Here is a 15,150-nt window from a genome sequence, read left to right on the forward strand (position 1 = left end):
CGGCCCCGAACCCACCGGTGAGCTCCTGGATGGCCTCGACGGCATCGACCTGCGAGGCATCGACGGTGTGGGTGGCCCCGAGTTCGAGAGCCCAGTCGAGTTTTTTCTTGTCGCGGTCGACGGCGATGATCGTCGACGCCCCCGCCAGGCGGGCGCCGGCGATCGCAGCATCCCCGACACCGCCGCACCCGATCACGGCGACGGAATCCCCGCGGGAGACGTGGCCGGTGTTCATCGCCGCACCCAACCCGGCCATCACCCCGCACCCGAGCAACCCGACGACCGCCGGATCGGACTCCGGATCGACCTTGGTGCACTGTCCTTCGTGGACGAGGGTCTTGTCGGCGAACGCCCCGATCCCCAACGCCGGGGACAGTTCGGTGCCGTCGGCGAGAGTCATCTTCTTCGACGCATTGTGGGTGTCGAAGCAATACCAGGGGGTGCCCTTCTTGCAGGCTCGGCATTCCCCGCACACCGCCCGCCAGTTCAACACCACGAAATCGCCGACCTCGACATGAGTGACCGCGTCGCCGATGGTTTCGACGGTGCCTGCGGCTTCGTGGCCGAGCAGGAACGGGAACTCGTCGTTGATGCCGCCCTCGCGGTAATGCAGATCGGTATGACACACCCCGCACGCGGCGATGGTGACCACGACATCGTTCGGGCCGGGATCGGGAATGGTGATCGTCTCGATCGAGACGGGCTCACCCTTCGCCTTCGCGACGACGGCATGAACGGTTTGTGACACAAGCACTCCTGGGGTCAGGTGATGTACGGAGGACGATTCACTCGCCGAGCCAGAGCCTGCGGCGGCACACCTCGAGCAACGCGGACATCGTGTCGCGGTCGAGGGTCGATTCTGTGTCGGGTTCGCGAAGCACTGCGGCGAGTCTGGTGAAGTATTCGGTCGGGCTGATTCCGAACCCGACCAGAATGTCCTCGGCCGGCCCGCCGCCGTAGGGCATCCACCGGGTCGCGAAGTCGATCATGCGCTTCGTTTCCGGGCAGCCGAGAGTCGACGCGAGGGTTTCGGTGGTCGTCCTCAACGGTGTTCCCTTCGTCGATGAATCCGATGTCCAGGTTGTCGTCCTACCGCGAGAAAAGAACCACGCACAACGGCTAGCAATCACTGGCCGAACGGACATCACACGACGCCGCTCCGAGTACTAGGATGCGCACGTGAGCAGCCCTGCCCCGTCGACCCCCGCCAGGTCCGAACCGACCGACTCGCTCGCCGCGCTTCGGGAGGTCCTGACCGGTCCGCTGGTCGAGATAGCTGCTCGTTTTTCGTGGTGGTCGTCGCAGCGGTATCCGCACTCGGCGATGATCATTTTCACCAGGGAATGCACCGGCCGTCCGAGAAAAGTCAGTGGCGACGAGTCGATGACGAGCCGCGTGACGATCAAGGAGCTCGACGACCTCAAGCAGTCGGTGCAGCAGAGTGGGCGCCGAGCTCTGGACGGCCCGGGGCGCCTGGCCGGTGCACAGCGACGTCTCGCGACGCAACTCGACGACACCACCGACACCCTGCTGGTTCTGGTGCCCAAATCGACTGCGCCGCAGTTCGATCCGGATTCCGACGTCGGCGTTGCGTTCGGAATCGTAGCCACCTCCATACGCCATCAGGTGGTCCAGGCGAGTCCTGCGTATCTCGCCGAATCCCTGGCGGCCTCGAGCGAGCGTGCTCGGGTGATCTCCGAGATGGCCGACGCCCACGTCGATACCCTCACGTCCGTGCTGTCCACGCTGCGCTCGAAGGACCTCGATGACGCGCGAGCACGCGCAACCGCCAGCGATACCGCGTCGGCGGCACTGATCGAGCTTCGCTCCATCGAAGAAGCCAACCGTGAGCTGGGGCAGGAAGCAGTGACCACCGCCTTCGCCAGGCTGCAGGGGGAGCTCGCCACTGTGTTGGACCAGTCCTCGATCGACGTCGAATATGCCGCTCCCCCAGTCGACGGAAGACCGGTCCCCGGCGAAATCGCACGCGCGGCGCGAGCCGTGGTTCGGACCGTCGTACTCGCCTACGTGGCTCAGCCGGATGTTCGACGGGTACGTATCGCGTGGGATTGCGATGGAACCAACCTGCTGCTCGAAGTCCGCAACGACGGCCTGCACGCCTGCGACACCGAGACTCTGACCCAACAGCTCTCTGGACGCGTGCACACCCTCCGGGGATCGATCTCATTCGAATCCACCGCTGGGTGGGGATCACGCGTGAGCATCGCGATTCCTCTCGACCCGCCTCCCGCACGAGCCGACGAACAACTTCTCGCCGGCCTCAACCGTCGCGAGAGAGAAGTTCTCGGCTACCTCGCATACGGCAAGCGCAACAAGGACATTGCCGCGAGCCTCAACATCGGCGAGAGCACGGTGAAGTTCCACGTCGCAAGCATCCTGAAGAAACTCGAGGTCAAGACCCGCGGTGAAGCGGGTGCCGTGGGTATGAAGGCCGGAATCCGAGCATCGTGACGCGTTCGACCACTCGGGTGAACGACGACCCGTCTCGGCGTGGTCCGACCCAGCGTCGGCGCATCGGCATTCTGCTCTTCGACCAGGTCAAGATGCTCGACTTCGTCGGCCCGGCCGAGGTCTTCCTCGAAGCGAACCAACGAGTCGACGGCTACGACATCGTCTTCCTCTCGATCGACGGCGGTGACGTGGTGACCTCGATGGGAATGACGGTGTCGGTGAACGCCGCCGTCGCCGACAGCGGCGACTTCGACACCCTCATCGTTCCCGGTAGCGAATCGGCTCCGGCCGTCTTCGAGGACCCGGCGTTGCTCGACGCGGTGGCGCTGCTCGCGCCCCGAGCGCGGCGGGTGGCGTCGATCTGCAGTGGGGCGTTCGCGCTGGCGGGATCCGGTCTGCTCGACGGCAGGAGTGCGACCACTCACTGGAAGTTCACGTCGGCTCTGGCGGAATGCTTTCCCGACACGCGTGTCCAACCGGATTCGATCTTCGTTCGCGACGGCGACATCTACACCTCGGCCGGGGTCGCTGCCGGAATCGATCTGGCGTTGGCGTTGGTCGAAAGTGATCACGGTGCCCCGATAGCCAGAACGGTCGCGCAACTACTGCTGGTGTACATGCAGCGCTCCGGCGGCCAGTCGCAGTATTCGGTGTCGCTGAAGGGTCCGCCGCCGCGGACCCAGGTCTCTCGCGCTATCACCGACTACATCCATGCCGACCCGACACGACCCGCGAACCTGAGCGCTCTCGCGGCACACGCCAATGTCAGTGTGCGGCATCTCAATCGCATCGTGCGCGAGGAACTGGGCACGACGCCTCTCGATTACGTGACCGCGATGCGTCTCGATATCGCGGTGGCCGCACTCGAGTCCGGCTACTCGGTGGCCCGGGCCGCTGCCGACGCAGGATTCGGCACGCCCGCTGCTTTTCGGCGTGCGTTCGTCACCAAGTTCGGTGTGACACCGTCGGATTACCAGAGAAAGTTCCGCACGACCGATCCAGCCCAGTGATAGTCGGCCCCAACGCTTTCGTTCACCTCGGGAGGATCGAACACCGCCGGTCGAAGGTGGCCCTGGCAGGGTTACCGGACCGGCAACCGCCTGGATCTATGGTCGAATCATGCACAACGTGGAGGCGCTCGAGTCCTGGGCGTATTCGCCTGCAGTACTGCTGGATCGGCATCTGACCGTCGAATCGTCCACGATGCTCGCTCGCGCGGTGTCGCCGAGCTTCGCCGAGGGGGTCAATCTGGCCGTGTTCACATTCGTCGACGCCGGTTCGCTCTGCGGCGATCGAGACGATCCCGCCGACGACCCGCCTGCCGGGTGGGAATCGTCGGCGGATCAGGTGGTCGCCATGCTTCGTGAGTCGTTGGATCGGCACGAGCCCGACGACTCCTTTCGCCGCATCGTCGGCGAACTGTCCACCCGTAGTTCGGCATTCGTGCAGAAGTGGGCCGGTGAGACCAGCGCGAGAAGAACCGGAACCGTGACGATCGAACATGCCGTCGTCGGTCCGTTGATGCTCGACTACCTGTTGATGCCTGCCGCCGAGGACCACGTACTGATGGTGCTGCGGCCCCGAACAGCACAGTCGAGGGCAGCTCTACGTCAACTGGCCGACGCGGTCCGATCGTCCGAATCGGACCGTGGAACAACGAACTGAGTGTCGCGGCTGGGAACTCCGGCAACCAGATGCTGGATCGCCGATGCCGACCGACTACCGGGATCGGCGAAGTAGGTGGTGATGAACTGCCCACCCTCGCCGACGATCTCCAAAGTCTGCGAACGGAATTCGACCAGACCGAACGGCTCCACCGGGACGACGGAGATGCTCGACGACAACGGCCGTACGTCGTGTTTGGCCCACATCCTGCGAAAAGCGCGGCTCTCCACCGACAATCGGCCCACCAACTCCGTCAGTCGCGGGTGACCCGGTGCCGCGTGGAATCGCAGCGCCGACACCATTCGTTGCGCCGTGACGGCCCAGTCCTCCGGCGAGGCGGCACTGTGCTCGTGCGCGAACACATCGAGCATCAGGTTGGTACCCACTTTCAGGCCCGGCGTCATCAGCGCGGCCGGACCGTTGAGCGCAAGCAGATCGTGATGGCGGTCGGTGATGTACGCCGGCGTGTGGACCCACTGCTCCAGCACCCGGGCCGACGCCTCGGTCACTCGCGGCGGAAGCGCCTCGACCACGGCCGGGCCGGACTGCGCGCGCGCCACCCGGTGGAAGTACGCCCGCTCGTCCTCGTCCAAACGCAGAGCCCGACTCAGTGCAGCCAGAACCTGTTCGGAGGGTTGATGATTGCGCCCCTGCTCGAGCCTCAGGTAGTAGTCGGCGCTGATATCGGCGAGCCGGGCGATCTCTTCTCGTCGCAGTCCGCGCACTCGGCGGTTGCCGTCGCGCACCAGACCCACCTGCTCGGGTTGCAGCGATTCCCGGCGCACCCGAAGGAAGTCCGCAAGCAACGAGCGTTCGGCCATCGTCAGGACCTCCTGTCGACAACCATCATCTCCTACCCGCCGTCCCGAATCGAGTACGAATCCGGCCCACTGTCGACCGTTTCAGGACACGACAGCCCGAGACTTGCGCAGATCGATGGTCAACAGCGCGAACGCCACCGCCGCGAGCACCGCAATCACGACGGCGAACACCACTCCCGCCGTCACCAGGCCCCATCTGTTCGCCACGGCTCCGGCCCCGATCACCGGTACCGAGATCGCGATGTACAACACGACGAAGAAGGTCGAGGTGACCTCTGCCCGACGGTGCGGAGGTAGCTCGGCACCGATCGTGGACATGCCGTTGGCGAATGTCATGCCCTGACCGACGCCGCAGAGCAGCGCCGCTACCACCAGAACGGCCAACGAGGTCAGCAGCAGCGACGCGGCCAGGAACACCAGACCGAGCAGCAGCAGCGCGCATCCCCACCGCTGCGCCGACGCGGGATCGGCTGCGCGCAAAGCAATCTGGGCTGTCGCCGACGCAGCGAAGACCGTGAACACCACTACCCCGGTGACGGCGTGATTGTCGACTCCCAACACACTGCCGACGAATCCCGGCGAGACGGCAGTGAACAGGCCAAGTACGGCGAAGCCGGCGAAACCTCCGATCGAGGCGCGCACGAAGGTGCCGCGCACCTCCAGTGGAACGGACAGCCGCTGCATGTGCGGGCGTGCTCCGCCGTCCACCCGCACCGTCTCGGGTGCGAGGAACACCGCCACTGCTGCCGCAGCGAGCAGAACCATGTCGACGACGAACGTCAGGCGCAACGGTTGCGGTAGATACTCCGCGAGCACTCCGGCCACCAACGGTCCGAGGCCGAGGCCCCCGATGTTCGCTGCGGTAGCGATCGCGGATGCACGGTCACGCCATCGGTCGGGTACCAACTCGATCAACGTCACCGTCGCGGTACCGACGAAGATGCCGGCCGAGATTCCCGACAACACGCGGCCGATCACCAGGGCCGTCAGCGAGCCTGCGGTGACGAACACCACGGCGCTGATCAATCCGAATGCTATGGCCGCCAACAGCATCGGGCGTCGTCCCAATGAGTCGGACCAGCGGCCGAACGCCAACAGAGCTGCGAGCACACCGACGGCATACGCCGCGAACACGAGGGTGACGACGAAGACGGAGAAGTGGAACTCGACCTCGTAGAGCGCATAGAGCGGCGTCGGCATGGTGGTACCCATCATCGCCACCACGAACGCGAACGCAACTCCGACGAATGCCGTCGCACTCGACACCGACATGCGGGGCGACGACTTTTCGTCCGATCGGGTCACGCTGATCTCCTGTTCTGCAAGGGCCGTCCGTCCTGTGCCGTCGACAAGGAGATCGAACCAGAGCCGGCGAGTACGTGCTCACTCACCGTCCGCCGCCCTCGTAACGAAGGAGTGCGTCCCGCAGCGCGGACCGCGTGGTGATCTGCAATTTGGGAAACACTCGGTACAGATGACCGCCGACAGTACGAGCCGAGAGATACAGCTGTTCGCCGATCTCCTTGTTGGTCAGACCGGCGGCAGCAAGCGACGCGATGCGCAGTTCCTGCCCGGTCAACCCCGAGCCCGCATCACCCTCACGTGGGTGCGGACCGGCTCCTGCAGCCCGTAGTTCGTCCTCGGCTCGGCGCAGCCACGTGCGTGCACCCAGTTCTGCGAACAGATCCGCGGCGTACCTCAACCGGCCGCGGCTTTCGACCACCCGGTGGTGGCGGCGCAGCCACTCGCCGTAGACCAGCGCAACCCGCGGCGCATCGAAACACCATCCAGCGGTGCGTAGTTCATGCAGACTCGCCTCGAAGAGCGCCTCGGCTCCGGCCTCTGCCAGCATCGCTTCGGCTGCAGTCAGCAGCGCACTGTGGCGGGCTCCCCAGAAATCGGGCCGGGTTCGGCGCAGTCGGTCGAGATACGTGCGCGCCTCGTCCGACCGCCGCAGCCGTACACAGGATTCGACGTAATCCAGTATTTCGAGTGGTCCGTACGGAGTGATCGAACAGTGCTCCGCCGAGAGATCGCGGCGGCGCATCCGCTCGTAGGCGACGTCGAAGCGGCCCAGTGCCACCGATTCGGCTGCGGTACAGCTCTTCTCGCCACCAGCGACAGCTGCCACCGAGGATCTCAGCAGGCACTCCTGCTCGTCGAAAAGGCCATCCGGCAGTCCCGAGGAGACGGCCTCGGCGAACGCAGAGAACTGTCCGCGAGCGGCGAGTGCGGCGAGGTGCCGCAGCCGGGTCAGAGACTCGGCGGCCGGAAACCCACCTGCGACAGGGTCCACCACGTCCGACAGCCGACAACTGTCGTTCGGATCCCACAGCAAGGTGGGCAACGCCAGCTGCAGCAGTACCGGTTTCCACGGGTCTCCGGTGCGCAGCGAGGCTCGAACCGCGTTCAGCAGCGCCGGGCTGTCGAGTGCCCGCACGTGCACTCTCGAACCCGAGACGCCGAGAGACCGCGCGACGAGCACGTTGACCGGATCGAGATGCTGTTCGTATTTGACCGCCCATTGCAGGGCCTGGGCAACGAGTTCACTGTCACCGCTCAGTGCGCTGTACGCCAGAGCCGAACCGATCAACTGGTCGACGACGTCCGGGGCGACCGCATTCGGCAATCGATCGAGAGCCTGCACGACGACGCCGAACGCAGCACGGGGGTCGCCTCCCCGGGCCACGGCGGCAAAGGCCCGGGCCGGAACGGTCTCGGACAGGGCCGCATCGGGATGTCCCGACCGCATACGGTCCAAGATTGCTACCGCGAGATCGACGAAGCCGGCGAATGCCGCCATGGACGCCGCCCGCACCTCGAGGGCCTGGGCGCGTCCACGATCGGATTCGAGCGCTACTGCACGGCAGAGCAACGCCACCGCCCGGCGGTAGCGATGCTGCGACGCCAGGTCGTGCGCCCGCTCGTCGAGCGCAGCGACGAGGCGCGCGTCGGGCGCTCGGGCTGCGAGTGCTCGATGCACCAGACGCTCGTCGGGCGTCAGCCGTGTGTCGACAGCCGATTCGAGGTGAACGGAGATGCGCTCCTCGGCGGTCGAGGAGGCAAGAATCCACAGTTGTGCGACAGTGTCGCCATGTGGGTGGGCGGCCACGGAGTCGCCACCGTGCTCGCGAGAGACGATGTGTCGCAACGCATCGCCGAGAATTTGACGCCTGGACTCCTCGTCGAGCCCGGCGACCTCGAACGCGCCGATGTCGGCGAGCGTATCGGTGAGATGGGCGCGGTCGAGCATCGCGCCGCCGACGGATGGATCCCGGCCCCAGATCGGCGCAGCGCGAGCGAGTTCGGTCGCGACGAGAGGGTTTCCCTGCGACAGCTCGATGATCGATTGCCTTTGCGCCACTGACGTTTCCGTTCCGTTCAACAGATCGCGCACCGCGTCGTCGGGCAGGGGTCGCACACGATGGAAGGCAAACTCCCGCCACAACGGCGGCGGGACGGTGTCGACGGTCGTGGCGACACACCGGACATGCGGGCTACGTACCGCCGTCTTCACCGCACGAGCGAGTCGGTCACGCGAGCCCGCGGGCAACAGATGCAGGTCCTCGATTACCAGCAGCGTCGGCTTCACATCTACGTCGGCCGCCACCAGATCACTGAACAGCCCCTCGTCGAGTAGTCCCTCGCCACGCGCCCCCGCGGGTGAGTACGCGAGGCACGGCAGATCCACCACCCGGAAACCCAGCGCTGTCGCCTCGTCCGCGATGGTGTTGGCAACCGTGGACTTGCCGATGCCTCGTGCACCCGAGATCACCAGGATCCGCCGGTTCTCCGGCGAAGCGGACAAACATGAGCGGCCCTCACGCAGCACTGCGTCGCGATCCGGTGATGTGGGCATTCGTCCAATATATTTTCACCCGTGTCTGCGCAAGGGTGTTGAATATGGCCCTGGCAGGGACACACTGAACCGGCCGACCACGACTGCGACGGAGGTGACCCGAGCGATGACCGAGAACGCCTCCTCCGGCCCTACCGATCACGGCGTCACCCGCCTCGTCGACTTCGAGCAGCGCGTCGACATCCGAATGTCCCTGTCACCGCTGCGTCGGGGCCGCGGCGATCCCACCTACGAGTCCACGCCGGACGGTGCCGTGTGGCGGACGTCGCGCATGATTTCCGGCCCGGTCACGTACCGATTGGTGCAGGCCTCACCGAGCAGCGTCATGGTGCGCGCCTGGGGGCCCGGTGCCGACGAACTGCTCGACGCTGTCCCGGCTCTCCTCGGCCGGGACGACGACCCCTCGAGCTTCGCTCCCGACCATCCGATTCTGCGCGAGGCACACAGACAACTTCCGCACCTACGCCTCGGCCGGACCGGTCTGGTGCTCGAGGCGCTGATACCGGCGATCATCGAGCAACGCGTACACGGCATTTCGGCGTTCGGCTCGTGGCGGTACCTGGTGAGCAAGTTCGGCGACCCCGCACCGGGCCCGACCCCGAAGACGATGTTCGTGTTTCCCACGGCCGACGTGTGGCGACGCATCCCGTCGTGGGACTACCACCGCGCCAACGTCGACCCGGCCCGGTCGAAGACCATCGTCCGTGCCGCGCGCGCAGCCGGACGTCTGGAGGAGGCGTCGAACATGACGCCCGAGGATGCGCAACGCAGGCTGCGCGCGATCCCGGGCGTCGGCATCTGGACCGCGGCCGAGACCGCTCAGCGCGCCCTGGGGGATCCCGACGCGTTGTCGGTGGGCGATTACCACCTGGCCGCGGTGGTGGGGTGGTCGCTGTTGGGTAGACCGATCGACGACGCGGAGATGGTCGAGTATCTGCAGCCCTTGGCACCGCATCGTCATCGCGCGATTCGGCTCCTGTATCTCAGCGGCAAGGCGACCAAGCCGAAATTCGGGCCACGGACCGCGCTGGTGGACCACACCTGGCACTGATCCCGGCCTACTCGTACAGTCGAGTTGTTCGCCGACCTAAGGAGTAGTTCGTGGTTGCTATCGGCACGTCCGATCTGGACATCTTTCCGCTTGCCCTCGGCGGGAACACCTTCGGCTGGACCAGCGACGAGGACACGTCCTTCGACATCCTGGACGCGTTCACCGCAGGAGGTGGCAATTTCGTCGACACGGCCGATTCGTACTCTGCCTTCGCCGACGGCAACTCCGGCGGCGAATCCGAAACGATCATCGGCAAGTGGATGACGGCCCGCGGCAACCGCGACGACGTCGTTCTCGCGACCAAGGTGAGCCAGCATCCCGAGTTCCGAGGTCTGGCACCCGACAACATTCGGGCCGCAGCCGACGCCTCCCTGGCCAGGCTGCAGACCGATCACATCGACGTCTACTACGCGCACTACGACGACGACAAGACGCCGTTGGTCGAGTCCCTGGCCGCGTTCGACGACTTGGTCCGGGCAGGCAAAGTTCGGCACGTCGCCATCTCGAACTACTCCCCCGCGCGGGTCCGCGAGTGGCTGGGCCTGGCGAAAGAGAACGGTTTCGCGGCACCGATCGCACTGCAACCGCACTACAACCTCGTTGCCCGTCGCGACTACGAGGGTGAACTGCAAGCCCTCGCCGTCGACAACGGCCTCGGGGTGTTTCCGTACTTCTCTCTCGCCGCCGGCTTCCTGACGGGTAAGTACCGCACTCGGGAGGATCTGGCCGGTACCCAGCGCGAGCGACTGACGACGGGCTACTTCTCCGATGCAGGCCTGGCTGTGGTGCAGGGCCTGCAAGAGATCGCCGACTCCCGCTCGGCCGAGCTGTCGAGTGTGGCTCTCGCCTGGTTGCTCGCTCGACCGGGCATCACCGCACCGATCGCGAGCGCGAGCTCACTCGCTCAGGTACCGGCTCTGCTCGACGCGCCGACACTGCGTCTGACCAGCCACGAGGTGGACACACTCACCGGACTGTCCGACGCGGTGGCATAGGACACGAAAGTTGTAGTCAGCAACGGGAACAGAATCCGCTCCTGCGCTGCTGACCTTCGGGTGGCCCCAGCATCGAACACATCCGTAACCAGCGCGCAGGTGACCGATACGCGCGAGAGCAGCACGTCGGCTCCCACAACCGAGCCGACGTCACGCGAGCGCCTCCGGGTGATCCTCGTACTCGGCGCGCTCATCGCCCTCGGTCCACTGACCATCGACATGTACCTGCCGGCACTTCCTGCCATCGCCGAGGATCTGAACACCCCGTCGTCTGCAGTGCAGCTCACGCTCGCGGGTACGTTGGTCGGCCTCGCGCTCGGCCAGCTGGTCATCGGGCCGCTGTCGGACATCGTCGGCCGACGACTGCCCCTCATCGTGGGCACCGGAGTGCACATTCTGGCGTCGCTCGCCTGCATCGTTGCTCCCAACATCGCCGTACTCGGCGGCCTGCGTGTGATTCAGGGTCTCGGTGCCGCAGCTGCTGCCGTGGTCGCCATGGCCATCGTCCGAGATCTGTTCAGCGGACGCGCCGCCGCGACCGTTCTGTCTCGCCTGATGCTCGTCATGGGCGTCGCTCCGGTTCTGGCACCGTCGCTCGGCGGTGCGGTACTTCTCGTCGGTTCCTGGCGGCTCGTGTTCGCCGCGTTGGCGATCATGGGCGTGGCGTTGATGACGCTGGCAATCGTGTCGCTGCGCGAGTCCCTGCCGCCCGAGCGTCGTCGGGCCAGTGGCGTCATGCCCGTTCTACGGACCTACCGATCGCTGCTGCGGGACACGCAGTTCGTCGTCCTCGTCATGGTCGCTGCCCTGGCCATGTCGGCACTCTTCGCGTACGTCGCCGGTTCGTCGTTCGTCCTGCAGGAGGAGTTCGGCCTCGACGAGCAACAATTCGCCATCGTCTTCGCGGCCGGTGCGATATCTCTGATCGGCGCATCCCAGCTCAACGTCCTGCTGTTGGGACGCTTCGCACCGGTGCAGATCGTCCTGTCGGCGCTGTCCTTCGGCGTCGTCGCCGGCGCGATCATGGTCGTCCTGGCGGTCACCGAGGTCGGCGGCATGGCTGGGTTCGTCGTCCCGCTGTGGTTCGTACTCGGGGCCGTCGGGTTCGTCATGCCCAACGCGCCCGCGCTGGCGCTGTCCCGCCACGGTGAAGCGGCAGGCGGCGCAGCTGCACTACTCGGTGCCGCACAGTTCGGACTCGGGGCGATCGTCGCACCGATCGTCGGTGCACTGGGCAACGACGCGATCGCCGTCTCGACGACGATGGTCGCCACCTCGGCGGCAGCGCTGATCGCACTCGGGTCGGTGACCGTCCTGTCCGCACGTCGGTGACCTCACTCGCGTCATCGTGTGGGCCATGGCGGTCACCCCACTAGGGTGACCGCCATGGCCGAACGCGAGCGCGACCCGCAGGGCAAGCCCCTCAACGCCCGGCCGCGCGACGGCCTCGGCCGCCCGCTGGCCCGCGGCGGCACCGGAACACCCCGGGTTCCCGACGATCTCCGTCTTCCACCGGACGCCGCGCTCACCGAAGCGCAACGATTCTTGGACGCACGTATGCCGTTTCACGCCCACGAGGTACTCGAGGGCACGTGGAAGAGCTGCGTCCCGGACGAACGCGAGCTGTGGCAGGGCCTTGCACAACTGGCCGTCGGATTGACGCACCTGATGCGAGGAAACCGCGTAGGTGCCGCTTCGTTGCTTCGCCAAGGACACGACCGCCTGATCGGTTACGAGGTCGAGCCCCCACACCGGATCGACGTGACGGGTCTGCTCGGCTGGTCCGAGGACCTGCTCGAGGACCTGGAGACGGGAACGCTACCGACCTCACCAGGCGTTCCCGCACTGCGCCGGGCGGTGGAATCGGGATCGGACGGGGGCGTCCTGGCACACCGGCCGGACTCGAGCTAGCCTGAGGGAATTAGGTAGGCTAGGACAATCTTCACCGGAAGTGGGGTTCCTCGGCGTGACCGTGTTCGCACCGCTGAAACTCGCCCATCGCGAGACGATCAGCCCAGCTCAGCTCGGACGTACCTTCTGCACCGAGGTCGCCGAACAGGTTCCCTATTGGGTCGCTGTCCTGACCCCGGCCGAACGTCCGCTGCAGGTTACGCCGTCTCCGCTCCGTGAGCGCACCACGGTCACGCTGCCCGTTCCCGCGAACACCCACCGGCTCGACGCTCGGCTGCTCGCCGCGCTCGGATCTGCGGTGTCCACGTGGCAACGAGACAACCGCCGCGGCTCGTCGTCGGGCGTCCTGGTCGATATCGACGTCGACGACACCGGATTCGTCCATCCCGTCCGGCTCCCCGCCGTTCCGGTCGACGCCCTCACCGAATCCGCCCGCGCCTCGTACCTCGTCGACGACGTCTGCAGACGGCTGGACTCGGCACCTCACGGTGGCCGCGACTACCCGCTGACCCGGAACTACCCGGCGCTGGCCTGCCGCCCGGGAGCGCAGATTCTGTTCCGCCACGATATATCCGAAGCCGACGCCGGCCATGACGAGTACGCCATCGACATCGCGATCGGCGAGACGGAATCAGGGCTGGTGTCGGCCCGAATCACCTGGTCCACCGGCATCGAGGGAATGGACGAACTGGTCCGCCTGTGGGCCGCAGCGACCACCGAGCTGACGGCAGCGCCCTCGTAACCGCCGGATTCGCTACAGGCTTTTCAGCAGCCTCACGTCGTCGTCGATTCCCTCTGCCGGGGTTTCGAGGATCACCGGTGCATCGGCGGCGAGCGCGACGGCCGTCAGAATGTCCGCGTCGATGGTTCCGGTGCCCAGGTTCGCGTGCCGGTCGCGGGCAGAGTCGAACTCGTCGCGCGAATTGTTCAGATGCACCAGGTCGATTCGTCCGGTGATCGCCTTGATGCGATCGACCACGTCGATCAGGTCTTCGCCGCCGGCCCACGCATGACAGGTGTCGAGACAGAAACCGGCACCGAACTCCCCGATGGCGTCCCACAACCGCGCGATGTCGTCGAAGCGCCTCGCCATCGCCGAGTCACCGCCGGCAGTGTTCTCGACGAAGATCGGTACGCCGAAACCACCCTGCTCGGCCTGACGCTCGAACAGCTTGCGCCAGTTGTCGATTCCCTTGGCGGTGTCCTCGCCCTCTCGGACGTGACCGCCGTGCACCACCAAACCGATCGCACCGATCTCGGCAGCTGCTGCGGCCTGTTCGACGACCGCTTTGCGGGACGGGATTCGGATGCGATTGTTCAGGCTCGCCACGTTCAGAACATAGGACGAGTGCACCACCACATCGACGTCTCCGGTCAACAGAGCCTCACCTTGGGGGTGCGGGGTGAGCTTGTTCCACTTCTGCGGATCCGTCAGAAACATCTGGACCAGGTCGACGCCGAGCGTCTCGGCCGTGCCCAGAGGGTCGCTGCTGTCGCGGACATGTGCTCCGATGCGCATGACGCCCATCATAGGGGTCGAGTTCAGGGTCTCCCCTGATAGCGACCGGGCCCGAACACTGAAACACTGGCACCCATGAGCGACATTGCCGCACGTGCGGTCGACGTATCGAAGGTCTACGGTTCTGGCGACACCCAGGTGCACGCACTGTCCGGGGTGAACGTCGAGTTCGCCCGCGGAGAATTCACCGCCATCATGGGCCCGTCCGGCTCGGGCAAATCCACACTGATGCATTGCCTGGCCGGGTTGGACACCGCGTCCTCGGGCACGGTCACGATCGGTGACACCGAGCTGACGGCGCTGTCCGACAAGGAGATGACCGGGTTACGAAGGGACCGAATTGGTTTCGTGTTCCAGGCCTTCAATCTGGTGCCCACCCTGACCGCACTCGAGAACATCACTCTGCCGCTCGACATCGCCGGACGCACCCCGGATCAGGGCTGGCTCGATACCGTCGTCGACCGACTGGGCCTGCGCGACCGCCTGGGCCATCGCCCGAGCGAACTCTCGGGTGGGCAGCAACAGCGCGTGGCGTGCGCCCGCGCACTGGCCGGTCGACCCGACATCGTGTTCGGCGACGAGCCGACGGGCAACCTGGACTCTCGTTCGTCCGGTGAGGTGCTGTCGATTCTGCGCACGGCCGCAGACGAATTCGACCAGACCGTCGTCATCGTCACCCACGACCCACGAGCGGCCAGTTACGCCGATCGCGTCGTGTTCCTGGCCGACGGAGCTGTCATCGATCAACTGGCGTCGCCCACCGCCGACGCCGTCCTCGAGCGCATGAAGAAGCTGGAAACGGTCCACTGATGTCGCACTCGGTCGCCAAGAAATCGAATCCCGACAAGGCCCCGACG

At 66.0% G+C, this 15,150-nt stretch carries 15 protein-coding genes; 9 read left to right on the forward strand and 6 right to left on the reverse strand.

Annotated features, from left to right (window positions below):
* Together RFA01S_RS00005 and RFA01S_RS00010 are read right to left on the reverse strand one after the other, a co-directional pair.
* Positions 1-748: alcohol dehydrogenase catalytic domain-containing protein (locus RFA01S_RS00005; RefSeq protein WP_139278351.1), on the reverse strand; the 748-nt coding region annotated here is incomplete at its 3' end.
* 37 nt (positions 749-785) lie between these two features.
* Complete coding sequence (locus tag RFA01S_RS00010; RefSeq protein WP_230074136.1) at positions 786-1,046, reverse strand: DUF3263 domain-containing protein; 261 nt, start codon at positions 1,044-1,046, stop codon at positions 786-788.
* A gap of 133 nt (positions 1,047-1,179) precedes the next feature.
* Here RFA01S_RS00010 and RFA01S_RS00020 point away from each other — a divergent pair, with 133 nt between their 5' ends.
* The 3 genes from RFA01S_RS00020 to RFA01S_RS00030 all read left to right on the forward strand — a co-directional run bounded on the left by RFA01S_RS00020 (position 1,180) and on the right by RFA01S_RS00030 (position 4,137).
* A complete protein-coding gene (locus RFA01S_RS00020) occupies positions 1,180-2,472 on the forward strand; it encodes a helix-turn-helix transcriptional regulator (RefSeq protein ID WP_032407853.1) in 1,293 nt (430 codons plus the stop codon).
* The gene (locus RFA01S_RS00025; RefSeq protein WP_255283962.1) at positions 2,469-3,482 is read left to right on the forward strand and encodes a GlxA family transcriptional regulator; all 1,014 of its coding nucleotides are present in this window, start codon (positions 2,469-2,471) and stop codon (positions 3,480-3,482) included. The genes RFA01S_RS00020 and RFA01S_RS00025 overlap by 4 nt, the downstream gene beginning before the upstream one ends.
* Positions 3,483-3,591: 109 nt before the next feature.
* Positions 3,592-4,137, forward strand: coding sequence for an MmyB family transcriptional regulator (locus tag RFA01S_RS00030; RefSeq protein ID WP_032407854.1), 546 nt, complete (start codon positions 3,592-3,594; stop codon positions 4,135-4,137).
* Here RFA01S_RS00030 and RFA01S_RS00035 read toward each other — a convergent pair.
* From RFA01S_RS00035 to RFA01S_RS00045, 3 genes are all read right to left on the reverse strand, one after another.
* The gene (locus RFA01S_RS00035; RefSeq protein ID WP_052060801.1) at positions 4,083-4,958 is read right to left on the reverse strand and encodes a helix-turn-helix transcriptional regulator; all 876 of its coding nucleotides are present in this window, start codon (positions 4,956-4,958) and stop codon (positions 4,083-4,085) included. The genes RFA01S_RS00030 and RFA01S_RS00035 overlap by 55 nt on opposite strands.
* Before the next feature lie 81 nt (positions 4,959-5,039).
* The gene (locus RFA01S_RS00040) at positions 5,040-6,230 is read right to left on the reverse strand and encodes an MFS transporter (RefSeq protein WP_052060802.1); all 1,191 of its coding nucleotides are present in this window, start codon (positions 6,228-6,230) and stop codon (positions 5,040-5,042) included.
* Between the two features lie 115 nt (positions 6,231-6,345).
* Positions 6,346-8,817, reverse strand: a complete 2,472-nt coding sequence (locus tag RFA01S_RS00045) for a LuxR C-terminal-related transcriptional regulator (protein ID WP_081371232.1) — start codon at positions 8,815-8,817, stop codon at positions 6,346-6,348.
* A 106-nt stretch (positions 8,818-8,923) separates the two neighbouring features.
* Here RFA01S_RS00045 and RFA01S_RS00050 point away from each other — a divergent pair, with 106 nt between their 5' ends.
* From RFA01S_RS00050 to RFA01S_RS00070, 5 genes are read left to right on the forward strand one after another with little or no spacing between them, the layout of a single operon-like run.
* Positions 8,924-9,868, forward strand: a complete 945-nt coding sequence (locus tag RFA01S_RS00050) for a DNA-3-methyladenine glycosylase family protein (protein ID WP_032407857.1) — start codon at positions 8,924-8,926, stop codon at positions 9,866-9,868.
* A 50-nt stretch (positions 9,869-9,918) separates the two neighbouring features.
* Entirely contained in the window at positions 9,919-10,863 is a 945-nt protein-coding gene (locus RFA01S_RS00055; protein WP_032407858.1) for an aldo/keto reductase, read from the forward strand.
* 33 nt (positions 10,864-10,896) lie between these two features.
* Entirely contained in the window at positions 10,897-12,195 is a 1,299-nt protein-coding gene (locus RFA01S_RS00060; protein ID WP_081371233.1) for a multidrug effflux MFS transporter, read from the forward strand.
* Between the two features lie 54 nt (positions 12,196-12,249).
* Positions 12,250-12,774 carry a DUF309 domain-containing protein gene (locus tag RFA01S_RS00065; RefSeq protein ID WP_045841731.1) on the forward strand — a complete coding sequence of 175 codons (525 nt, stop codon included), beginning with the start codon at positions 12,250-12,252 and terminating at the stop codon, positions 12,772-12,774.
* A 55-nt stretch (positions 12,775-12,829) separates the two neighbouring features.
* Positions 12,830-13,516 (forward strand): condensation domain-containing protein, encoded by a 687-nt coding sequence (locus RFA01S_RS00070; protein ID WP_139278352.1) that lies wholly within the window; start codon positions 12,830-12,832, stop codon positions 13,514-13,516.
* Positions 13,517-13,528: 12 nt separating this feature from the next.
* Here RFA01S_RS00070 and RFA01S_RS00075 read toward each other — a convergent pair whose 3' ends face one another.
* Entirely contained in the window at positions 13,529-14,293 is a 765-nt protein-coding gene (locus tag RFA01S_RS00075; RefSeq protein WP_027495204.1) for a deoxyribonuclease IV, read from the reverse strand.
* A gap of 75 nt (positions 14,294-14,368) precedes the next feature.
* Between RFA01S_RS00075 and RFA01S_RS00080 the strand changes: the two genes are divergently transcribed.
* Complete coding sequence (locus tag RFA01S_RS00080) at positions 14,369-15,103, forward strand: ABC transporter ATP-binding protein (RefSeq protein ID WP_032367760.1); 735 nt, start codon at positions 14,369-14,371, stop codon at positions 15,101-15,103.
* The last annotated feature ends 47 nt before the right edge of the window (positions 15,104-15,150 follow it).

Origin of the sequence: Rhodococcoides fascians NBRC 12155 = LMG 3623, assembly GCF_001894785.1 — a bacterium.
GTDB lineage: Bacteria > Actinomycetota > Actinomycetes > Mycobacteriales > Mycobacteriaceae > Rhodococcoides > Rhodococcoides fascians.

Excerpts from the sequence above, each read along its gene's own strand:
- RFA01S_RS00065 (WP_045841731.1), top strand. The coding sequence starts at position 12,250 with ATGGCCGAACGCGAGCGCGACCCGCAGGGCAAGCCCCTCAACGCCCGG.
- RFA01S_RS00075 (WP_027495204.1), bottom strand. The coding sequence starts at position 14,293 with ATGCGCATCGGAGCACATGTCCGCGACAGCAGCGACCCTCTGGGCACG.
- RFA01S_RS00035 (WP_052060801.1), bottom strand. The coding sequence starts at position 4,958 with ATGGCCGAACGCTCGTTGCTTGCGGACTTCCTTCGGGTGCGCCGGGAA.
- RFA01S_RS00050 (WP_032407857.1), top strand. The coding sequence starts at position 8,924 with ATGACCGAGAACGCCTCCTCCGGCCCTACCGATCACGGCGTCACCCGC.
- RFA01S_RS00030 (WP_032407854.1), top strand. The coding sequence starts at position 3,592 with ATGCACAACGTGGAGGCGCTCGAGTCCTGGGCGTATTCGCCTGCAGTA.
- RFA01S_RS00045 (WP_081371232.1), bottom strand. The coding sequence starts at position 8,817 with ATGCCCACATCACCGGATCGCGACGCAGTGCTGCGTGAGGGCCGCTCA.
- RFA01S_RS00080 (WP_032367760.1), top strand. The coding sequence starts at position 14,369 with ATGAGCGACATTGCCGCACGTGCGGTCGACGTATCGAAGGTCTACGGT.
- RFA01S_RS00040 (WP_052060802.1), bottom strand. The coding sequence starts at position 6,230 with ATGTCGGTGTCGAGTGCGACGGCATTCGTCGGAGTTGCGTTCGCGTTC.